Genomic DNA, 21,926 nt, shown 5'->3' with positions numbered 1-21,926 from the left:
TACAGAATATTTAGATAATAGGAGGTGTCGAATTTTGAGTGAAATTGAATTAAAAAGTAATGTAATTAAGACAGGGCGAGAGAAGGTGGTTATTCTTCGGTTTATACTCGCTAGTTTAGTAGGGGTGTTTATGTTTTTCGTGCCGGTTACGATAAACGGTTCATCGTCTATTATGATTGATCATATCGTGTCATGGATTAGAGCTTCGGTTCCTGGCGTAGTACCTTATTACGCACTGCTTGTAATGGTAATGGGTGCAATTTATCCATTCTATACGAAGAAATGGAAGGCATCTATCGTAGACATTTGCTTTTCTATTTTAAAAGTAGTTGGTGTTGTTTTCGGTATACTATATTGTTTGAAAGTTGGACCAGCTTGGTTCTTTGCGCCAGATGTTGGACCATTTTTATATGAAAAGCTAGTTATATCGGTGAGTTTACTCGTTCCGATTGGTTCGGCGTTTTTAGCGTTATTAGTCGGATATGGGTTACTTGAATTTATCGGTACATTTTGCCGTCCGATTATGAGACCGTTATGGAAAACACCTGGACGATCAGCAATTGATGCGGTTGCGTCCTTTGTGGGGAGTTATTCATTGGCTTTATTAATTACAAATCGCGTGTATAAAGAGGGTAAATATACGACAAAAGAAGCAGCCATTATCGCTACAGGTTTTTCTACAGTATCCGCTACATTTATGATTATCATCGCAAAAACATTAGACATTATGCATTTATGGAATGTTTATTTTTGGACTACTCTCGTTGTAACATTCATCGTGACCGCTATCACCGTAAGAATCCCGCCACTTAGTAGAAAACCAGATACATACATAACGGAAGAAGGGTTTCCAGAGCCTGTTTATAAGGAGAAAATGTTAGAACGTGCTTGGGAAGATGCGTTAGAAGTATCAAAAACTGCACCGAGCGTTATGAAAAATATCGCAGTGAACTTAAAAGACGGTTTCATCATGACGATGGGAATTTTACCATCGATTATGTCAGTAGGGTTACTCGGTATCGTATTGGCGAAGTTCACGCCAATATTTGATTGGATTAGTTACATTTTTTATCCTTTTACATGGCTATTACAATTACCAGAAGCAGACTTAGCTGCTAAAGCGGCATCCGTTGGTATTGCAGAAATGTTTTTACCATCATTATTAGTTGTAAGTGCACCGCTTGTGACAAAGTTTGTTATTGCGGTTGTTTCGGTCTCATCTATATTGTTTTTCTCCGCTTCAATTCCATGTATTTTATCGACAGATATTCCGTTAAAAGTATCTGAACTTATTATTCTCTATGTACAAAGAACGATATTAACGTTGCTTATTATTACACCGATTGCTTATTTGTTGCTGTAAAAAGGAAGAGTATTATCAAAGTCATTTTAAATTTATAAAGATAGAGTAATGAAAAGGGGAAAGGTATAAAAAAGAATCCTTCTGTAAAAGGAAGGATTCTTTTGTTTAGTATTTTTATCAAGTAAATACCTTAAAATGAAAATGTACACCTTCTTGATGTTTTATTTGTTTTTCGAATACGACGTAATACTTCTTAAGAAAATTCCTAACCCTGCAAAAAAGAATCCTAAGCATAATAAGCTGCCTGGCGTTCCCCAAGTAATTTGATCTAGCATTTTTATACCCTCCCATTTACCCCATATTAATTAACCGTAAAACTTTCACCGATTAAAGTTTCACTTTATTATTATATAGTATTTTTTGGTTATCATCCAGATTTATCCATGTCGTCAAGCTGAAAAATTGATCCATAAATGAAAAACAATAATCTATTTGTAGAAAGAATAGCGTTTTTGCTGTGCAAATCTTTAAAGAACACACATTAGACCTTTAGAAAAAGAAAAATTTTACATGAAATGAAATCAATATAAATTTAGCTTGATACAATGTGATGCAAACGGTATTTGTTAGAGATTTTTGGTTGATTATTATGTGAGAACTTATTAAAAATTGAATGTAAGTGCATTTAAAAGTGGGTTTTAACATTTTATTATTGATATAATAAAATGTTATTTTGTATGATATAGTAAGAAAAAGGGGGCCTGCAAATGGAAATCATTCACGAAAGAGCAAGGTTACGGTTAATGGATGGTGATGATGTCGAAACTTTGTTTTCGATTGTAGAAGGAAATAAGGGGATTTGGGCGTATTTAATCTCTAAAATGGATAGTGTTCAAGATATGCAGCAATATGTTCAAAAAGCGATAAAAGGTTACGGAAGGGGTACACAAATTCCTTTTAGTGTAGTCGATCAACAGACGAATATGATTGTAGGTAGTACACGATTATATAATATTTCAGTAGAAGACAAGACAGTTGAGTTAGGGCAGACGTGGTATCATCCAAGTGTACAGCGTACGAGTATAAATACAGAGTGTAAATATATGCTTCTAGAGTATGCTTTTGAAAAACTGCATATGTTGAGGGTGCAAATTAAGACAGATGTGCGAAATGAAAAAGCACAACGAGCAATTGAAAGGTTAGGCGCAGTAAAAGAAGGTGTGCTTAGAAATGAAAGAAAGTTGCCGAATGGTCATGTGAGAGATGCGGTTGTGTATAGTATTATCGCGAGTGAATGGCCAAGTATAAAAGAAAAATTGTTAGAAAAATTAGAGTTGTATAAAGAAAAGTTATAATTCGTGTTTTGAAAGGTATATGGTTCGAAATACATGAAAAATATACCTTTTTTCTTACAAAACGCTACTTTATTTTAATTACTTTTGTTTCATCGTTCCCTTCTGATAAAAAATTCGTTACAATGTAGTTGTATGGTAATAAACTTATAAATTGAAAAATGTAATGAAAACCGCAAATGAAAAATGAATTGATAATCCTCAATTTTAAATGAAAACCCTTTTATACATATATAATAAGTAAAATTCCTTCTTTTAAACAAACTCAAACAAAACGATTTGATATAAATGTTTTTTTATAGAAGTATGGATGATGTACGGAGGCAATTACAAATGAAAGAAAATAAGAAAAGTAAAAAAAGACGAATCTTTCAAGTATTTCTACTAATGATTTGTTCTATTATTTTATATGTGAGCTATGCAGCTTATGATATTTGGAGCTATCGTTTTAAAACAGATGCTGGTGTGAAAACAGATGCGGGTATCGTACTAGGAGCAGCTTCATGGAACGGAAAACCGTCTCCTGTATTTAAAGAAAGAATTAATCATGCGATTTCTTTATATAAAAACGGAAATATTAAAAAGATTATTTTCACAGGTGGTACAAAGTTTGAGGCAGAACTCGAGGAAGCACGTACTGCGAGAGTGTATGCATTGAAACAAGGTGTAAAAGAAGAGGATATTTTAATAGAAACAAAATCCCTTTTTACTGAAGAAAATTTAAAGAATGCGAAGGAAGTTGGAATAGAGAACGGAATCCGCACATACACGATTGTAAGTGATCCACTTCATATGAAACGTGCAATGAGAATCGCGAAACATATTAACATTGAAGCGTATGCGTCACCAACGCCAACATCAGCATATAAAACGTTAGATACAGAAATTCCATTCTTCTTTAAAGAATTGTTCTCGTATATTGGATATGTAACCTCTTTACCATTAAAGGCATTGAAGGGAGATTAATATAAGAAAAGGTCCTATTCTTCTATAGGGATTTTTCTTATTATCCAAAAACATTGTATTTTTATCGGAATAGTGAAACAATAGAGAGGTAGCTTCATATAATCATAATGACAAAATGAACGGTTGATGAATCGAGCATAAAGGAGATTATAGTATGGCACTCTCATTTGTTGAAACAGAAAAACAATCTTTAATTATTGAACAAATAAATAAATTGATTCCGAATTTCATGGAAAGGGAGCATCAACTAAGTGAATTAGGATCATTTCCGTATGAAAACATAAATGATTTGAAAGATATTGGATATACGAAATTAACGTTACCGAAGGAATTTGGTGGAAGTGCGATTTCTTTATATGACTTCGTTTTATTTCAAGAGAAAATTGCAGAAGGTTGTGGAGCTACTGCGCTATCAATTGGATGGCATATCGGTATCGTGAAAGAACTAGCTGAAAATCGCTCTTGGAATAACGAGATGTTCAAATGGTTTTGCGAAGAAGTACGTAACGGTGCACTCTTTAACCGCGCAGCGACAGAACCGAGAACAGGAAGTCCGACGCGTGGCGGCAAACCAGAAACAGAAGCGATTCAAAAAGGTGATAAGTGGATTATAAATGGAAGAAAAACTTTCACAACGATGGCACCAGTACTTGATTATTTTATTATTTCAGCAAGTATAGAGGGCCGAGAAGAAGTTGGTGAGTTTGTCATTCCAAGAAATACGCAAGGCGTGTCAATTGAAGAAACGTGGGATAGCGTTGCGATGCGAGGAACTGCTAGCCACGACCTCGTCTTACAAAATGTAGAAATAGAAAACCGCTTTTTTACGGATGTAAAAGGTGGAAAAGTAAAGCAAAAGGGTATAGGCTGGTTGCTACACATACCAGCATGTTATTTAGGAATCGCACAATCAGCAAGAAATTATGCAGTTCAGTTTGCGGAATCATACAAGCCAAATAGTTTAAACCATTCAATTAGTTTATTGCCGAATGTTAGAAGATTAGTCGGAGAATTAGAACTTGAGCTTATGCAAGCTCGCGTCTTTTTATATCAAATTGCGAAAAAATACGATGAAGCAGAAGATAAGCTTTCACTACAAGCAGAGCTAGCAGCAGTGAAATATGCAGTAACGAATGCAGCAATATCCATTGTAGATAAAGCAATGCGCATCGTAGGAGCAAAAAGTTTATCAGAAAAAAATCCACTTCATCGTTACTATTTAAACGTCAGAGCGGGATTACACAATCCACCGATGGATGATGCAACACTTTCTATGTTGGCGGATGCGGCGTTTCGGTCGTGATGAATAAATAAAAAAGGCCGTTCCAAAGGGGAACAGCCTTTTTATTATTTTAATTCTAAAAATCTTTCTTTTCACTCTTCTTTTTATAGTTTTAAAGGAGAAAGCTAGGTTTCTTATTTTTACTAATGTTATAATAAGAAAAAAGCACGAAAAGAGGTTATCTCATGCTAGAGGTTATTGCAACATGTTTAGAAGATGTGAAACGAATTGAACGAGCTGGCGGGAAGCGAGTTGAATTAATTTCATCTTATACAGAAGGTGGTTTAACACCGAGTTATGCATTTATTAAAAAAGCGATAGAAGCGGTACATATACCAATTCACGTTATGATTCGTCCGCATGCGAAGTCGTTTACATATACGGAAGAAGAAATTGAAATGATGAAGGAAGATATTATCGTTGCACAGAAGTTAGGTGCAGCTGGTGTTGTATTAGGCGTATTAAATGAACAAAATGAAGTGGATGAAGAGAAACTAGCAGATTTATTATCTGTTGTTGATGGAATAAATGTAACGTATCACCGTGCGATAGATGATACCGAAAATCCAGTGAAAGCGATGAAAACGTTAAAGAAATTTCATAAAGTGACGCACGTTTTAACTTCAGGTGGGCAAGGAAATATAGTAGAGAATATTCCGGTTCTTACAGATATGCAAAAGGTAAGCGATGGTCAAATTCAACTTGTAGCTGGAGCTGGCGTGACCAAAGAAAATATAAAGCGGTTGCTTGATGAAACTGGAATTTCGCAAGCTCATGTCGGTACAGCGGTAAGAGAAGGGAAATCATGTTTTGCTGAAATTGAGCCTAATTTAGTACAAGAATTAGTTGAAATAATAAAATAAGTGGTTAAGAAAGAGGAGAAACGATGAAGGAAAATACGAAGAAAGAATTATTTTCATGGGCGAAAACGATAGGATTTACCCTTGTATTAATCGCAATTATTCGCGGTGTTTTATTTACACCGTCATTAGTACAAGGAGAATCGATGATGCCCACTTTAGAAAATAACGAACGAGTTCTCGTGAATAAGATTGGTTATAGTATAAGTGGATTAGAACGCTTTGATATTATCGTCTTCCACGGAAAAGAAGGATACGATTTAGTAAAACGAGTAATTGGTTTACCAGGCGATACAGTTGAGTATAAAAATGATGTTTTATATGTAAACGGAAAAGCGATGGAAGAACCATATTTAAAAGAGTTTAAAGAAAAAGCAGCAGGCCGTGTATTAACTCCAGACTTTACGTTAGAACAAATCACAGGAAAAACGAAAGTGCCAGCAGGCCAAGTGTTTGTTTTAGGGGATAATCGTGAAGTTTCTAAAGACGGTCGTATGTTCGGTTTTATTTCAGAAGATGAAATTGTCGGAAAAGGACAAGCTGTTTTCTGGCCGTTGAAACAAGTGAGAGCGTTATAGAGCAAGTATGGGAGAAATATTCTTCCTCTGGATTTGAAATAAAGTCGTATTGTTTATAAAAAAGTTACACCGTTTTATTCTTTTGGATTAAAGAAATCCAAGTGCGTTTGAATCAAATTTTTTGTGAAACTAAATGTTCATTTAAGAAGGACAGAGGCCATTTTGATTATTATTTTTCAAAATGGCCTCTGTTTATTTGAAAATAGTATTACGAGGAGGGAATAAAATGGTAGCGAAAGAAGAAGAAGATATTTTAAACAGAAAAGGAGCCAAGAAAGTAAACGAAATTCCTAAAGAGGTCTTACAATTACTACAGCAAGGAAAATTAGAAAGTGTTAATCTAACAGAGTGGCTAGCTATAAACCATATTGAACTACTTAAAAATGTCTTACCTTCAATAGGACTCAAGAATAGTTTGGAATGTATAGTAGCTGAATTGGAAAAACAGAACGTTGAAACTGGAATGAAAGTCATACGAGTAACAGGAACTTTACTAGATAAAGTTATACTCAAAGAGAGTGAAAGAAAAAAGGAAGAAGTACTGTTGAAATTATCCAATCATATTTCAGATAGTGTACGATGTTGGGCAGCGTTTATGAATAAAAAATCAAATCACACATTAAAAGATAAATTAACGTACATTCGACCTTTTGCAGCGGATCATCATTTTGGTGTTCGAGAAATTGCTTGGATGTCTATTAGAGAAGACCTTTCACAAAATATAGAAAAAAGTGTGGAGTTGCTAGTAGAATGGGCAAAAAGTGAAGAGGAGAATATTCGCAGGTTCGCTGTAGAATCTATTCGTCCTCGGGGAGTATGGAGTAAACATATTGAAATATTAAAACAAGAACCTGAAAAAGCACTTCCTATTCTTAATTTACTTAAATCAGATCCATCAAAATATGTCCAAGATTCAGTTGGAAACTGGTTAAATGATGCAAGTAAAACCAAACCGGATTGGGTAATTAACCTATGTGAAGAATGGGCAAAGGATACTGACATAAAATCAACTAGTAGAATTATTAAAAAAGCTAAAAGAACAATCTTGAAAAACAATTAATGTTCAGCTAATAGGCTTGTTAGTTGAACGAGGGAAACGAATAATCAATCCTGTTTTAAAAAAGAATAATTTGAATAACTATGAGAAGAGCATGTTTTGATCAATTTTTGTTCAAAACATGCTCTTTATATTTTCTTTTATTCCATTGTTATTAATGGAAGTTGATCAAACCTACACTTCCATACTTTTTTATTGGAAATTCTAAACTAATGGTTTTGTAGCAATGTGAACTTTGGAAAGTGAACCGTCTCTATTTCTAAAAATAATTTTATATTCACCGTCAGGGAGCCAATCAGTCCAGTAAATATTGAATTTGCTTATCGCTTGTTCCCCAGGTTTTAAAGTCCCGTCAATCATCCAAGAACCTTTAGCGTTGTATAAAGTGTAACTAAAAGGAGAATCACCTATATTTTGTACAAGAACGCTTAAGTTATCTCCTCCAAAATATTTGGAACTATAAGTGCTTGATCCGAAAAAGGCAACGTCGTTGTTATTGATGAGACGTTGTTCAATTTGAGAGTTTAAATGAGTATCTTCATTTGTCGCAAATGTCACATTATAACTTATACAAAGAGATATCATAATTGCAGGAATCACTAGCAGTTTTTTCAAAAGAAACACTCCTCACATGTTGTTGTACATATACCATAATAAAACAAATGGGTTGAAAGGATAATAGTTAGATATGAAAATTTATAAATATATGTAATTCTTTACGCGCATTTTAAATTACTGACAAAACCTCCTAGGTTATCCACTTGAAAAAAATATTGAAAGAATTGAAAGAATATTTTATAATTTTAAATTATATGTTTGTTTCGAAAAACGGAATTTAAGTTCCGAAAAACGGAACTTAAAGGAGATAGGATGAGTATAAATAAAACGGCAGTTAAGACAATGGATATTTTGGAGTTATTTTATGAGCATGAAGAGCTAAGTTTAACAGAGATGGTTCAGCTTACGAGTATGCCGAAAACATCTGTTTATCGTTTAATTGGCTCGTTAGAAGAAATGGAGTTTCTACAAAAAAACGAAAAGGGGAAATATCGTCTAGGAGTCGTTTTTTTGCGGTTCGGTCAACTTGTTTCACAAAGGCTATCAGTCAGAAATATTGCGATTCCATATATGAAAGAACTTAGAGATAGCTTAGGGCAAGCGGTCAACTTAATCATTCAAGATGGTAATGACGCAATTTATGTTGAAAAGATGGAAGGGGTTCAGCCAGTACGTGTGTATACGGCGGTTGGAAGACGAGCTCCGCTTTATGCTGGTGCTTGCCCGAGAATTTTACTATCGTATTTTTCTGAGGAAGAGAAAAGAAAGTACGTAGAGGAAACAGATTTAACACAGTTTGCAGATGGAACGATTGTGAATAAAGAGCAGTTGCTAGAAGTATTACATATGGCGAAAGTGGAAGGGTATACAATTAGTTATTCTGAACTAGAAAATCATACAGCGGCTATAGCAGCACCAATTTTCGCAAGTGATGGAACGGTTGTAGCGGGTATTAGTATTTCCGGTGTAGCAATTGAGTATAGTGACAGTAGTATTCCTTATTTTATTGCGAAAGTGAAAGAAACCGCATACCGCATTTCAAAAGAACTCGGCTTTTGGGCATAGAAAGAGGGAATGGGATGAGATTTTCTGCGTTAGGGGATCAAGCAATTATTGTTACATTTGGTGAAGAAATTAGGATGGATATATACGAGAAAGTGCAACGATTATTTCAAGCACTGCAGCAACATCCGTTCGCAGGAATGGTTGAATGCGTTCCATCTTTTACTTCATTAGCTGTTTATTACAATGTATACGAAGTATGGAAGCGAAATGAGAGAAGTGAAAGGCCATATGATTACGTTTGTCAGTATATAAAAGAACTGAATGCTTCTTATAAAGAAGAGATGAAACGAGATGCGAAACATATTTCGATACCAGTTTGCTACGGCGGAGAATTTGGACCTGATTTAGAAGAGGTCGCTCATTATCAAGGCTTGCAAGTAGAGGATGTTATTCGAATACATAGTGAAACAACATATTTTGTGTATATGTTAGGCTTTACACCAGGATTCCCATATTTAGGGGGACTACCGAAAGAACTAGAAACACCTAGAAAAGAAACACCGCGGTTACAAATCGCACCGGGTTCGGTAGGGATTGGCGGAAATCAAACGGGTATTTATCCGCTTGAAACACCGGGCGGATGGAATATTATCGGCCGAACACCTATTTCTTTATTTAATCCGAAAGAAGAAACACCAACATATATTCAAAGTGGTATGTATTTACGATTTATACCGATAACAAAGGAAAAGTACGTATCGCTTGAGGGGGCTAAAGAATGGATGTAGAGGTTTTGCATGCAGGGATGTTTACAACAGTCCAAGATTTAGGGAGATCTCATTATCAACAATACGGTGTACCTGTTGGTGGGGCTATGGATCAAAATGCGCTTAGAATGATTAATATGTTAGTCGGTAATGAAGAGAATGAAGCAGGACTCGAAATGACGATCATGGGGCCTAAATTGTTAATAAAGAAAACGACGTTGCTTGCGATTGGCGGTGCGGATATGGAACCGTTATTGAATGGGGAACGAATCCCGTTATGGCGTCCTATTTTAGCTGAAGAAGGTAGCATGCTTTGTTTCGGAAAAGCGAAAAGTGGTTGTAGGACATATGTAACTTTTGCAGGCGGTATTCATATTGATCGTACGATGGGAAGCAAAAGTACTTACATACGTGCTGCGATTGGCGGCATAGGAGGAAGAATGCTGAAAAAAGGAGATCATTTTCAAATTGGTGCAGGGGCAGACATTGCGAGTCGCTTCATTCAACGTTTACACGATGAAGAGAGAGTCAAAATGAAATGGGCTATTTGTAACGACGCTTTACCAAAATATAAGAAGCATCCCATTCTTCGCGTCATAACAAATTTTGAATATGATCAGTTTACAGAAAGCAGTAAAGATTCATTTTTTACGAAAGAGTATAAAGTGTCCAATTATGCTGATCGTATGGGATATCGGCTTGACGGAGAAGTGTTAAATAGAGCCGTTGAAAAAGAGATTTTATCGAGCCCAGTTACATTCGGAACCATTCAAGTTCCAAACGGCGGACAGCCTATTATATTAATGGCAGATAGACAAACGACAGGTGGCTATCCGAGAATTGGAAATGTTATTTCAGTAGATTTACCTCTTCTTGCGCAGCTAAAACCAGGTGACTATGTAACGTTTGAAAAAGTTACGATACAAGAAGCGGAACAATTATATATAGAGCAGGAAAAAAATATGAATCTACTAAAGAAATTCATTGCTTTACGGGGTTGAAATTAGGAGGGAAACATCATGAAGACAATTGATTTAAACTGTGATTTAGGAGAAAGTTTTGGCGCTTATAAAATGGGGAATGATGATGAAATTCTTCCGTTCGTTTCCTCTATTAATGTTGCTTGTGGTTTTCATGCGGGTGATCCATCTGTTATGCGGAAAACGGTTGAAAAGGCACTTCAGCATAATGTAGCAATCGGGGCACATCCTGGATTTCCTGATTTAATTGGATTTGGGAGAAGAAATATGAATGTTTCAGCAAGTGAAGTATACGATTATGTTTTATATCAAATCGGTGCGTTAGACGGATTTGTGAAAGCAGCTGGCGGGAAAATGCAACACGTAAAACCGCACGGCGCGTTATATAATATGGCGGCAACAAATTCAGAAATTGCGGACGCAATTGCGAAGGCAATTTCTCATATAAACCGAGATCTATCACTTTACGGGTTAGCAAATAGCGAGGCGTTTATACAGGCTGCGGAAAAATACGATGTAACTCTCGTACAAGAAGCCTTTGCTGATCGTACATATACGCAAGATGGAACGTTAACGAGTCGTACAGAAGAAAACGCGCTCATAAAAAATGAGGACGAAGCGATAAAACAAGTACTTCAAATGGTGAAAGAAGGCTATGTAAAAGCAGTGAATGGAGAGAAAGTAGCAGTTCAGGCACAAACAATATGTTTACATGGTGATGGAGAAAAAGCCGTCCAATTTGCGGAAAAAATATACAGAACATTCGAACTTAATGGTATTACTATTTGTGCACCGAAATGAAAAATGAGGGGAAGTGCTAGAAATGATTAAATTAATCGGGATATTACTCGTTGCAGTTGGTTTTTTATTTAGATTAAACACATTGTTAGTAGTTATGGTTGCAGGTATTGTTACTGGTATGGTTTCAGGATTAAGCTTTTATGATGTCATCAGCATGTTCGGTAAATTTTTCATAGAAAATAGATATATGTCTATGCCTATTATATTAACTTTACCAGTAATCGGAATTTTAGAGCGTTACGGTTTAAAAGAAAGAGCAGAAGCACTTATAACAAAATCAAAAGGCGCAACAACTGGAAGAGTATTAATGTCATATTTTACGATAAGAGAATCATCAGCAGCACTAGGGCTTAATATTGGTGGTCATGCGCAAACAGTAAGACCACTCGTTGCACCAATGGCAGAAGGAGCTGCGCAAGGTAAATACGGTAAACTCCCTGAAAAATTAAGAGAGAAGATTAAAGCGAATGCAGCTGCTGCAGAAAATACAGCTTGGTTTTTCGGAGAGGATATTTTCATCGCAACTGGTGCGATTTTATTAATGAAAGGATTCTTCGATTCAGTAGGTATGCACGTCGGAGTATGGGATATGGCACTTTGGGGAATTCCAACAGCAATATCTGCACTTATTGTGAGCTGGATTAGGTTTAGAAGGTTTGATAAATATATAGAGAAAACAATGAAGGCAGAAGAAAAAGAAGAGAAGGAGGCAATATAAAATGAACATCATAACTATGGATACAATTTATTACGTATTAGGAATAATCGTTGCTTTTATCGCTGTGCGTATCGCATTTGATCGTGAACACCCAAATCGATTCGGTTCTAGCTTATTTTGGGCATTGTTTGCCGTTACATTTTTATTTGGAAATGTAATCCCCTCGTTTTACGTTGGCTGTATCGTACTCGCTATGGTCGTGTTAGCTTCACTCAATAAAGTAACAAAATCTGAGGAGAAGGAAGTACCAGTACAAGAACGTGTAAAACATGCTGAGAAATTAAAAAATAAAATTTTTATGCCTGCACTTTTAATTCCGATTTTTACAATTATCGGTACACTGACGTTAGGAAAAATCAAGTGGGGAAATGTCTCTCTCGTTGATCCAGATAAAGTAACGTTAGTTGCATTAGCGTTAGGAGCACTACTCGCATTCGTTGCGGCGATGCGTATTACAAAAGCAAAAATAACAACGCCTGTACAGGAAGGAAGTAGACTATTACAGGCTGTCGGCTGGGCAGTTATTTTACCACAAATGTTAGCAGCGCTTGGTGGCATTTTTGCAAAATCTGGCGTCGGACAAGTCGTTTCTGATTTAGTTGGACAAGTGTTACCGACAGAGTATCCGTTCGTTGCTGTTATGGCGTACTGTTTAGGAATGATGCTATTCACAGTTGTAATGGGTAATGCATTCGCAGCGTTTGCCGTTATTACTGGAGGAATTGGTTTACCTTTAATTGTTCAAATGCACGGCGGGAACCCAGCAATTATGGCAGCACTCGGTATGTTTGCTGGATATTGCGGAACGCTTATTACGCCAATGGCGGCAAACTTTAATATCGTACCGGCAATGCTTTTAGAACTGAAAGATAAGAATGCTGTTATTAAGGCGCAAGTACCAATTGCTCTTTCTATTTTCATTATCAATATGTTTATCATGTACGGCCTTGTATACCGTTTCTAATTAGGAGGATGAAACTATGAAAACAGTATTACTAACAGGATTCGATCCGTTTGGCGGAGAAAGTATCAACCCAGCTTGGGAAGTAGCAAAAAGTTTACATGAAAAAACAATCGGAGAATACAAGATTATTAGTAAACAAGTCCCAACTGTCTTTCATAAATCAATAAGCGTATTAAAAGACTATATAGAAGAACTAAAGCCTGAAATGATTATATGTATCGGACAAGCTGGGGGGAGACCAGATGTTACGGTAGAGCGTGTCGCAATTAATATTGATGATGCAAGAATTGCTGATAATGAAGGGAATCAGCCGGTGGATGTACCGGTTGTAGAAGGAGGGCCGGCTGCATATTGGTCGACGTTACCGATGAAAGCAATTGTAAAAAAACTTCGTGGGGAAGGTATACCAGCTTCCGTTTCACAAACAGCAGGTACATTCGTTTGTAATCACATATTTTATAGCCTCATGCATGAACTAGAACAACATGATCAGAAAATAAAAGGCGGATTTATTCATATTCCGTTTTTACCAGAACAAGCGAGTAACTATCCAGGTCAACCGAGTATGTCACTTTCTACTATTAGTAAGGGGATAGAGTTGGCGATTGAGGTAGCGATGGAGGTTGAGGTAGATATTGTAGCGTGCGGCGGTGCGACGCATTAAGTCAACCGAATTGTACAACACCTTCTGTAAATATTTATTACAGCTAGATAAGTAGGGTTAAATGCACAGTCTATCATCTCAATATTAGCTTAGACTCCTCTTTTGTTGTAGAGATAACTGATTATCCCAAATGAAATGAATACATCTTCGGGAATCCTCCTTTCGTAAGATTAGGAGGGTTCCCTTTTTGTATTGTCATCCTAAGTAATCTATAATTTTATAAAATTACTCTTAGTTCTATCATACTAAGGGATGACTGCAATCCCAGCGGGCGAACCACTAAATAGAATCGTATCAATGCCAGTATTCGTTAGTCCATCAATTACTAAAACGTTTCCATCAGTCGCGTTCGTTACATAAACTCGGTGAGTAATAGGGTTTACAGCAACTCCAACGGGTCTGGTCCCAACTGGAATTGTTACTAGTACGATGTTTTTATCTCCATCTATCACCGATACAGTATTGTCATCAAGGTTTGTAACGTAAATTCGACTTGAAAAGGGATGAGAGAGATTGATTGCGATGGCATGAGGTCTTTGACCTACCACGATTTCAGCAATAACTTTATTTGTAAACCCATCTACGACTGACACAATCTTGCCGACGGAATTTGTAACATAAATCCTATTTCTAATAGTATCCACAGCTATGTCAGAGGGGAACGCAAAGACCAAGAAAACATCAGTAACGTTATTAAGCTCGCCATCAATAACAAAAACAGTAGTATCATTATTCATTGCAACATATATCTTGTTGGTAGTAGGGTTAACCGCAATTCCCATGGGGTTTCTCCCAACTGGTATCGTAGCAATAACTTGGTTTGAAACCCCGTCAATTACCGAAACAGTCTCATCTGCTGAATTAGCAACGTATATTCTATTCGTAACAGTATTAACTGCGATTCCAGCAGGAAGGGCACCAGGAAACGGTCCATTACCAATAGGAATCGCGGTAATAAGTGTATTTGTAAGAGCGTCAATTACTGCAACTGTATTCCCGACGAAATTTGTAACATAAATCCGATTAGTGACTGGATTCACAGCAATTTCAAACGGGGTAGTTCCACTCAAGACTTTTGCAATAACTTGATTCGTATCACCATCAATCACTGAAATAGTATTACTAGCGTTATTAGGAAGAGTAACGAAATTTGTAACATAAATTTTATTTTTTGGTGATGGGTCCTGACATTCTATCTTAGCGGTTTTGGACGTCGAAGCAGAGCCTTCTTTAACTTTAGTTGAAGCAGTTATTGATATTTCACTGGATTGAACCCCGGATGTTATCTCAACGTTAGAGGAGAATTCTCCATTTTTATCACTTTTCGCTGAAGAGATAGGATGAATTTCTGGAGAAGTGCTCTCGAACTCCACAGTCGCATCGGCAATAGGTTGTCCACCACAAGTAACTGTCCCAGATAACTGAATAGAGCAATTTTTAGCAGGAGAAACATCAAGCGTAATCTCTGGTGTGCAGGGGGATGGAGATGAGGGGTGTTTTTGAGGTGGCTTAGGAGGTTGTTTTTTATGATCAGGCAAAATTCAAAACTCCTTTCTAAAATTGGATTCATTATATTAAATGCAATAAACAATACCACTGATAGTGTGTTTGTGCGAAATAAAAAAATAATAGAGTAGTGCTGTCGATCTTCGAGGGATAGAAATAATTATCTTTGAAACTTTAATTACGCCCAAAAAAGTTTGGGTGTAGATAATGCAACATAGTAAGTCAACCGAATTGTACAACACCATCTGTAAACAACTGGTATAATAAGTATAGCAATATACATAGAGGTGATGTTTGTGCAACAATACAAAGAAGTACGTTCAATTTTAGAAAAAGCGAAGAAAATTACAGTATTAACAGGCGCAGGTGCAAGTACGGAAAGTGGTATACCAGATTTCCGTTCATCAAATGGATTGTATGCTGATGCAAATGTAGAGATGTATTTATCAAGAGGATACTATAACCGGAATCCGAAAGAGTTTTGGAAGCATTATAAAGAAATCTTTCAAATTAATACGTTTCACCAATATAAAGCAAATCGTGGTCATCGCTTTTTAGCAGAGCTAGAAGAACAAGGGAAAGATATAACGATTTTAACGCAAAATATTGACGGTTTGCATCAAGTAGGTGGTAGTAAACATGTTATTGATTTACACGGAACACTGCAAACAGCACATTGTCCGAAGTGTAAAGCGGGATATGATTTGCAGTATATGATCGATCATGAAGTGCCACGCTGCGAGAAGTGTAATTTCATTCTAAATCCAGACGTTGTTTTATATGGAGATACACTGCCGCAATACCAAAATGCGATAAAACGTTTATATGAAACAGATGTACTTCTCGTAATGGGAACGTCACTCAAAGTACAACCAGTCGCTTCATTCCCAGAAATCGCAAAGAGGGAAGTAGGAGCAACAACGATTTTAGTAAATGAAGAATTAACAGGACAGGAATATAACTTTGATTATGTATTTCAAGAAAAGATTGGTGAATTCGTTGAAGGGTTATCTTCAAAATAATTTATTGAAAAAACTGAGGTATCCACCTCAGTTTTTTATTTGAGTAACCGCTGTTTTAAGCGACATGAAAACATTTCGATAATGTAGTAATCACATCTTTATAACTTATAAAAAAGTTTTTGGTAGGTAAAATAGCAGAGTAAGAAGTAATATTTTTTTTAACGAATACACAATCGTCATAAAGTAAGCTAATATGTAGCTGTTGTAAGGGTTCTATTTGGTTTTGTTTTAAGTATAAAACTAAGTCATTATAAAGTTGCGTACTATACTCAGTTACAGAATATTCTAATGAAAGCTGACCTGCTATGCTAGTCCACCATACTTTAAAACTACATATTAACTCTTTAAATGATTCCTCATTACATAAATCAGCATCAAAAAGCTTCTTATAAAAAATGTGATTCTCCTCATAAAAAATTTGCGAATCATATTTGTCGTTAGTAATTTGTTTACGAAGTGTATGCCATAATTCTTTGAAATTTTCTTTAAAATCATTAGAGAAATTGAATGTTTTTGCTATGTAAGGAAATCGCAAATTTCCTTTGCTCTCTTTTTGATTAAGATAAATATTTTGAATATAAATCATAAAGTTTAAACAGTGTGGCGTATTAATATATATTGTAAATGAATCTGTCATTTTGTTTGCTCCTTCGTAATGTCTTGTATTGATTTATTTCTTAAGTATACAAAGAAATGTAAACAAATGGAATAAAAAACCAGTGTGATACGCTCTTTCTTTCAGAATAAAATTCATGTTACGGCGTATTAAGGGAATGGTAATAAATAGGTTGCGGAATTAAAAAACTGAAAATTTAATCTTTTATTTCTTTTGTAATTAATATAAAATTCTATATATATCATATAAATAAATTTGATACATAATGATTTAGGTGTAGAAGTTAATAGAATGAAGTGAGGGAGCGAAATGAGACAGAAAAAGGAGCAGAAGAAACAATCGAAAAAGAAAAAGACCCACATTCCATTTCGGTTGAATGTACTATTTTTTATCGTCTTTCTTTTATTTTCAGCTATTATAATTCAATTAGGTAAAGTACAAATCATTGATGGAGAAACGTATAGAAATGAAGTGAATAAGAAGGAAGATGTGACGGTGAGCACGCCTGTTCCTAGAGGGAAAATGTTTGATCGGGAAGGTCATGTGATTGTAAATAATAAACCGTTACGAACCGTTACATATACGAAAATGAAAGGGGTAGATTCGAAGGAAGTTTTACAAGTAGCAAGGGATTTAGCAAAGTTAATTGAAATGCCGCAGGAGGATATGGATAAGTTAACGGAGACTGATAAGAAAGATTTTTGGATGCAGTTAAATGAAAAAAGTGCTATGGCAAAAGTTACGAAAGAAGATGAAAGTAACTTTAGGAAGCAGGAAATAGAAGGAAAAGAGTTAGATAAAAAAGTAGAAGAATTACGACGAGAAAGAATTACACAAGAAGAATTAAATGAACTTTCAAAAGAGGATATAGAAGTATTAGCAATTAAAAGTAAAATGAATGCGGGATATAAAATGACACCGCAAATTGTAAAAAAAGATGTGAGTCTAAATGAATATGCAGTCGTAAGCGAAAGATTGGCAAGCTTGCCAGGAGTAGATACGACAGTGGATTGGGAACGTGAATATCCAAATGATAAAATACTCCGTTCTGTCCTTGGTAGTGTTTCTAGTGAAAATGAAGGATTACCGAGGGAGCAATTAGACTACTATTTAGTACGAGATTATAACCGAAATGATCGTATCGGTAAGAGTTACATCGAAAAGCAGTATGAAGATGCACTGCATGGTACGAAAGAGCAGACGAAAAATATTACAGATAAAACTGGGAATATTGTTCGAACTGAAAAAGTGACAAAAGGAAAAAGTGGAAATAATTTAATGTTAACAGTGGATATGGAGTTACAAAAGAAAGTGGAGGAGAGTCTTGATAAAAATTTAAGAGCGTTTCATTCTTCAGAGCCGATGATGGATCGCGCATTTGTTGTAATGATGAATCCGAAAAACGGTCAAATTTTATCAATGGCAGGAAAGAAAATTGTAAATAAAGACGGTGGGATGCAAATAGAAGATTTCGCTTTAGGGACGATGACAAGCTCGTATGAGTTAGGATCAACTGTGAAAGGGGCTACGTTATTAGCCGGATATCAAACAGAAGCGATTAAGCCGTATACGCATTTCTTTGATGCACCAATGTACTTTAAAGGAAGTGTCAAGCCGAAGAAATCTTGGAAAGACTTTGGGGATATTGATGATTTAAGAGCTTTACAAGTTTCATCGAACGTTTATATGTTTAATACAGCTTTAAAAATGGCAGGTATTAATTATGTACCACAAAATCCGTTAGATATTAAACAAGAAACATTTAATACAATGCGCTATTACTTTAGACAATTTGGCCTAGGCGTACCAACTGGTATTGACTTGCCGAATGAATCGATCGGTCAAATAGGTAGAACTGATAATATACCTGGTTTTTTACTTGATTATGCGATTGGACAATATGATACATATACACCGCTTCAGCTTGCGCAATACATTTCAACGATTGCGAATGGCGGTTACCGGATGAAACCACAAATTGTGCAAGAAGTGAGAGAACAACCAAATAGACCAGAGGATGTTGGGAAAGTCATTCGGACAATGGAACCAACTATATTAAATCGAGTGGATATGGACATTTCCTATATCAATCACGTAAAAGAAGGATTTAGAAGAGTATTCCAAGAAGCAGACGGAACAGGTACCGCAACGTTTAAAGGATTACCGTATAAACCAGCTGGAAAAACAGGAACAGCTGAAACAGTATATGGCGGGGAAAGTGATATTGGAAGAGATGAAAACTATAATCGAAAAAAATGTTATAATTTAACTCTTGCCGGTTACGCACCATATGATGCTGATCCGGAAGTCGCTTTTTCAGTTGTTGTACCATGGGTGAATGACGATAAATCAGGAATTAATTCTGCGATTGGTAAAGAGATTTTAGATGCGTATTTTGAATTGAAAGCGAAAAGATCGGGTGTAAATCCACCCCCGGTAGAACAGCTGAACAAAGCCCAGTAAAAATAGTATCACTGCACAGACACACATTGTGCAGTGATATATTTTTTGAGTTAAAAAGCGTTTGAATAAGGTGGGAATGAATATGGAAGAGGAGATTAAGAAAAAGGAGATTAAGACAGGCTGGGGGAAGTACATACTATTTATATTTGTCATGGTAATAGCCTACCATTCATTTACGTTATGCAAGGTAAAAGGGAAATCGATGCAGCCAACTCTGTATGAAGAAGACTACGTATTTGTAAATAAAGCAGCGGTACATTTTTCAAATTTACAGCACGGAGAAATTGTCATTATAAAAGCCGAGGATGAGTTGAAATATTATGTGAAACGTGTCATAGGGCTTCCTGGTGATGTAATTAACATAACGAACGGAACAGTATATGTAAATGATAAAAAGCAAGAAGAGCCATATACAAACAAAGAGTTATTCAACAATACACAAGTCTTTTACAACTTTCAAAAGACAAAAATCCCACCAAATAAGTTATTTGTAATGGGAGATAATCGTGAAATTAGTAGGGATAGCCGCAATGGTTTAGGGTATATTGAAGAAGATAACGTAATAGGAAAAGTGGAATTTGTGTATTATCCTTTTTCAAAAATGAAAATAATAGACTAGTTTAGTATCTTAATGTTCCTCAAAAAACAACCAATGAATAATTAGATGCTTTTTAACGGGAATGAAGTTAACGGTTAAGGAATAGAAAGGAACTGATCGCATGTATAAGTACACAATTTGTTTCATTAGAAAAGGAAATGAAATACTCTTATTGAATAGAAATAAAAAGCCGAATATGGGAATGTGGAATGGTGTCGGAGGAAAAATTGAAGATAATGAAACGCCATATGAAGGAATAATTAGAGAAACGCTTGAGGAAACAGGCATAGATCTTCCAAGTGTAACCTATAAAGGGAATGTGGTTTTTAAAAGTAAGGACGAGCCTCGAGGTAGTGAAGGAATGTATGTATTCCTTGCTGATCTACCAGATGGAGTACATATGGACACGCCATTAAGTACGGCGGAAGGATTATTAGAATGGAAAGAAATCGATTGGATATTAAATTGTGATAATAGAGGTGTAGTTAGCAATTTATCAAAATACTTACCAATAATATTAACAGAAGATAAAAAATTAGAGCATATATTTACATATGATAACCGGAATATTATTAATTACACAACTGCATTTCTGACGGAAGATGATGCGAACAAGCGATATGTAAAAAAATTACTCTCACACTCTAGTTGATAAAATATTTTAAAGAGCAATCGGTATTTTCGTATCGATTGCTCTTATTCTATACGCGGGGTGATGATATGTTTCAGAAATATAATTCATTGGCCATAATCGTCATATGTACAATGTTTCTTTTTGTATCTTGTTCTAAAAGTGATACAGAACTTAAAGATATTCAAAGGGCAGATTATCTTGTATCTTATTCAAATGCAATGAAAAACGGTGGTTACATATATGCATACGATAAGAAAGGAAATGAGATTAGTAAAATAGAAGTAGATGGTCAAAGTATGATGAGTAATGCAAAAGATGAAAATGGGTACTATTTCTCATCAAATAGAAATAACAATCATTATGCAATTGATAAGACAGGTAAAATACGTGGGTTAAATAGACCTAAACAATTAAAAAATGTAAACGCAGGGGCATATTTCATACATGCAGAGCAAGGATATGCATATTATGATGTGAATATTGGATTGGTAGACGAAAATAAGGAATATACAAGTGAGCTTGTATATTGGAAAGATAGTGACAAAAGGCAAGAGAGTGTAGAACTGAAGGGAACGATTCAAGGAGCGCATATTATTGAGAATCACATATACGCCTTTTCACAGATAGATAAAGTATATATTTCAGAAATAGATTTGGCTACAAATAAAAAAACAAATGAATTTGAAATTCCTAATGGAAACGTGTATTTTGCATCAACTGCCCAAAAAATAATTTTTCAAAAGTATAAAGATAAATTATTACTCGCATTGAGTGATAATGTGAATCAAAAGTTACCAGCTAAATTAATGATGATAAACCCGGAAACTAGAGTAGTAGAAAAAGAAACGATAGTAGATGACAAGCAATTTATACCTGTTCTAGTGCATGTGAGTGATAATAATGTGTATATTTTAGATCAGGATGAAAAAATGAAAGAGTTAGATGAGGACTTGAACATTATACGTACATATTCATTGCAAAGCGATAAAAAAACAAAAATCGCTAGAGAGGATAAAGGAATATGTGATATACAAGTACAGGAGAATAAAATATACATCCTATACAAAGATATGAATTCGAAAAGTAAAACGAAACAACTGGTCGCTGAGATTGAGGGGTATGATTTATTAACAGGAACCAGCGTTGAAAAGACTACTTTGCAATTAGATAAGAAGTGGGAGGATATTACCTTTCTTGCATTAAAAGAGTAAATAAAACGATTTGAAGGGGAT

General features: G+C 35.5%; 22 protein-coding genes. 19 read left to right on the top strand and 3 right to left on the bottom strand.

Annotated elements, in window-relative coordinates; genetic code table 11:
• Positions 1–34: 34 nt before the first annotated feature.
• The 7 genes from DN410_RS06195 to DN410_RS06165 all read left to right on the top strand — a co-directional run bounded on the left by DN410_RS06195 (position 35) and on the right by DN410_RS06165 (position 7,401).
• Positions 35–1,363 (top strand): YjiH family protein, encoded by a 1,329-nt coding sequence (locus tag DN410_RS06195; RefSeq protein ID WP_149175819.1) that lies wholly within the window; start codon positions 35–37, stop codon positions 1,361–1,363.
• Between the two features lie 707 nt (positions 1,364–2,070).
• Positions 2,071–2,658, top strand: a complete 588-nt coding sequence (locus DN410_RS06190; protein WP_149175818.1) for a GNAT family N-acetyltransferase — start codon at positions 2,071–2,073, stop codon at positions 2,656–2,658.
• Positions 2,659–2,988: 330 nt separating this feature from the next.
• On the top strand, positions 2,989–3,621 hold the full coding sequence (locus DN410_RS06185) for a YdcF family protein (RefSeq protein ID WP_149175817.1): 633 nt from the start codon (positions 2,989–2,991) through the stop codon (positions 3,619–3,621).
• Positions 3,622–3,775: 154 nt separating this feature from the next.
• Positions 3,776–4,924, top strand: a complete 1,149-nt coding sequence (locus DN410_RS06180; protein WP_149175816.1) for an acyl-CoA dehydrogenase family protein — start codon at positions 3,776–3,778, stop codon at positions 4,922–4,924.
• Between the two features lie 164 nt (positions 4,925–5,088).
• The gene (locus DN410_RS06175; RefSeq protein WP_149175815.1) at positions 5,089–5,766 is read left to right on the top strand and encodes a copper homeostasis protein CutC; all 678 of its coding nucleotides are present in this window, start codon (positions 5,089–5,091) and stop codon (positions 5,764–5,766) included.
• A gap of 23 nt (positions 5,767–5,789) precedes the next feature.
• The gene (gene lepB, locus DN410_RS06170; RefSeq protein ID WP_149175814.1) at positions 5,790–6,341 is read left to right on the top strand and encodes a signal peptidase I; all 552 of its coding nucleotides are present in this window, start codon (positions 5,790–5,792) and stop codon (positions 6,339–6,341) included.
• 226 nt (positions 6,342–6,567) lie between these two features.
• Positions 6,568–7,401, top strand: coding sequence for a DNA alkylation repair protein (locus DN410_RS06165; RefSeq protein WP_149175813.1), 834 nt, complete (start codon positions 6,568–6,570; stop codon positions 7,399–7,401).
• 201 nt (positions 7,402–7,602) lie between these two features.
• Here the strand turns inward: DN410_RS06165 and DN410_RS06160 are convergent, their stop codons facing one another.
• Positions 7,603–8,013, bottom strand: coding sequence for a hypothetical protein (locus tag DN410_RS06160; protein ID WP_149175812.1), 411 nt, complete (start codon positions 8,011–8,013; stop codon positions 7,603–7,605).
• Positions 8,014–8,268: 255 nt separating this feature from the next.
• Here DN410_RS06160 and DN410_RS06155 point away from each other — a divergent pair, with 255 nt between their 5' ends.
• From DN410_RS06155 to pcp, 7 genes are read left to right on the top strand one after another with little or no spacing between them, the layout of a single operon-like run.
• Complete coding sequence (locus DN410_RS06155; protein ID WP_149175811.1) at positions 8,269–9,021, top strand: IclR family transcriptional regulator; 753 nt, start codon at positions 8,269–8,271, stop codon at positions 9,019–9,021.
• Positions 9,022–9,035: 14 nt separating this feature from the next.
• The gene (gene pxpB, locus DN410_RS06150; protein ID WP_149175810.1) at positions 9,036–9,749 is read left to right on the top strand and encodes a 5-oxoprolinase subunit PxpB; all 714 of its coding nucleotides are present in this window, start codon (positions 9,036–9,038) and stop codon (positions 9,747–9,749) included.
• Positions 9,740–10,729 carry a 5-oxoprolinase subunit C family protein gene (locus DN410_RS06145; protein ID WP_149175809.1) on the top strand — a complete coding sequence of 330 codons (990 nt, stop codon included), beginning with the start codon at positions 9,740–9,742 and terminating at the stop codon, positions 10,727–10,729. Before pxpB ends, DN410_RS06145 begins: the two co-directional genes overlap by 10 nt.
• A gap of 18 nt (positions 10,730–10,747) precedes the next feature.
• Entirely contained in the window at positions 10,748–11,509 is a 762-nt protein-coding gene (pxpA, locus tag DN410_RS06140; RefSeq protein WP_149175808.1) for a 5-oxoprolinase subunit PxpA, read from the top strand.
• Positions 11,510–11,531: 22 nt separating this feature from the next.
• Entirely contained in the window at positions 11,532–12,227 is a 696-nt protein-coding gene (locus DN410_RS06135; RefSeq protein ID WP_002120438.1) for a DUF969 domain-containing protein, read from the top strand.
• A 1-nt stretch (position 12,228) separates the two neighbouring features.
• The gene (locus DN410_RS06130; protein ID WP_001021656.1) at positions 12,229–13,191 is read left to right on the top strand and encodes a DUF979 domain-containing protein; all 963 of its coding nucleotides are present in this window, start codon (positions 12,229–12,231) and stop codon (positions 13,189–13,191) included.
• A 16-nt stretch (positions 13,192–13,207) separates the two neighbouring features.
• Entirely contained in the window at positions 13,208–13,855 is a 648-nt protein-coding gene (gene pcp / locus DN410_RS06125) for a pyroglutamyl-peptidase I (protein ID WP_149175807.1), read from the top strand.
• Positions 13,856–14,100: 245 nt separating this feature from the next.
• Here the strand turns inward: pcp and DN410_RS06120 are convergent, their stop codons facing one another.
• Positions 14,101–15,228, bottom strand: a complete 1,128-nt coding sequence (locus tag DN410_RS06120) for a YncE family protein (RefSeq protein ID WP_255446683.1) — start codon at positions 15,226–15,228, stop codon at positions 14,101–14,103.
• 420 nt (positions 15,229–15,648) lie between these two features.
• Between DN410_RS06120 and DN410_RS06115 the strand changes: the two genes are divergently transcribed.
• On the top strand, positions 15,649–16,383 hold the full coding sequence (locus DN410_RS06115; RefSeq protein WP_179958585.1) for an NAD-dependent protein deacylase: 735 nt from the start codon (positions 15,649–15,651) through the stop codon (positions 16,381–16,383).
• A gap of 55 nt (positions 16,384–16,438) precedes the next feature.
• Here DN410_RS06115 and DN410_RS06110 read toward each other — a convergent pair whose 3' ends face one another.
• On the bottom strand, positions 16,439–17,020 hold the full coding sequence (locus DN410_RS06110; RefSeq protein ID WP_149175804.1) for a hypothetical protein: 582 nt from the start codon (positions 17,018–17,020) through the stop codon (positions 16,439–16,441).
• A gap of 288 nt (positions 17,021–17,308) precedes the next feature.
• Between DN410_RS06110 and DN410_RS06105 the strand changes: the two genes are divergently transcribed.
• The 4 genes from DN410_RS06105 (at position 17,309) to DN410_RS06090 (ending at position 21,905) form a co-directional block, all read left to right on the top strand.
• The gene (locus DN410_RS06105; RefSeq protein ID WP_149175803.1) at positions 17,309–19,462 is read left to right on the top strand and encodes a peptidoglycan D,D-transpeptidase FtsI family protein; all 2,154 of its coding nucleotides are present in this window, start codon (positions 17,309–17,311) and stop codon (positions 19,460–19,462) included.
• 82 nt (positions 19,463–19,544) lie between these two features.
• A complete protein-coding gene (gene lepB, locus DN410_RS06100; protein WP_149175802.1) occupies positions 19,545–20,081 on the top strand; it encodes a signal peptidase I in 537 nt (178 codons plus the stop codon).
• A 100-nt stretch (positions 20,082–20,181) separates the two neighbouring features.
• Positions 20,182–20,712 (top strand): NUDIX hydrolase, encoded by a 531-nt coding sequence (locus DN410_RS06095; protein ID WP_149175801.1) that lies wholly within the window; start codon positions 20,182–20,184, stop codon positions 20,710–20,712.
• A 68-nt stretch (positions 20,713–20,780) separates the two neighbouring features.
• Positions 20,781–21,905, top strand: a complete 1,125-nt coding sequence (locus tag DN410_RS06090; protein ID WP_149175800.1) for a hypothetical protein — start codon at positions 20,781–20,783, stop codon at positions 21,903–21,905.
• Positions 21,906–21,926 lie beyond the last annotated feature (21 nt).

The sequence above is a fragment of the Bacillus sp. SH5-2 genome, assembly GCF_008368905.1.
Classification (GTDB): domain Bacteria; phylum Bacillota; class Bacilli; order Bacillales; family Bacillaceae_G; genus Bacillus_A; species Bacillus_A luti.
This window is presented reverse-complemented; position numbering and strand designations above follow the sequence as displayed.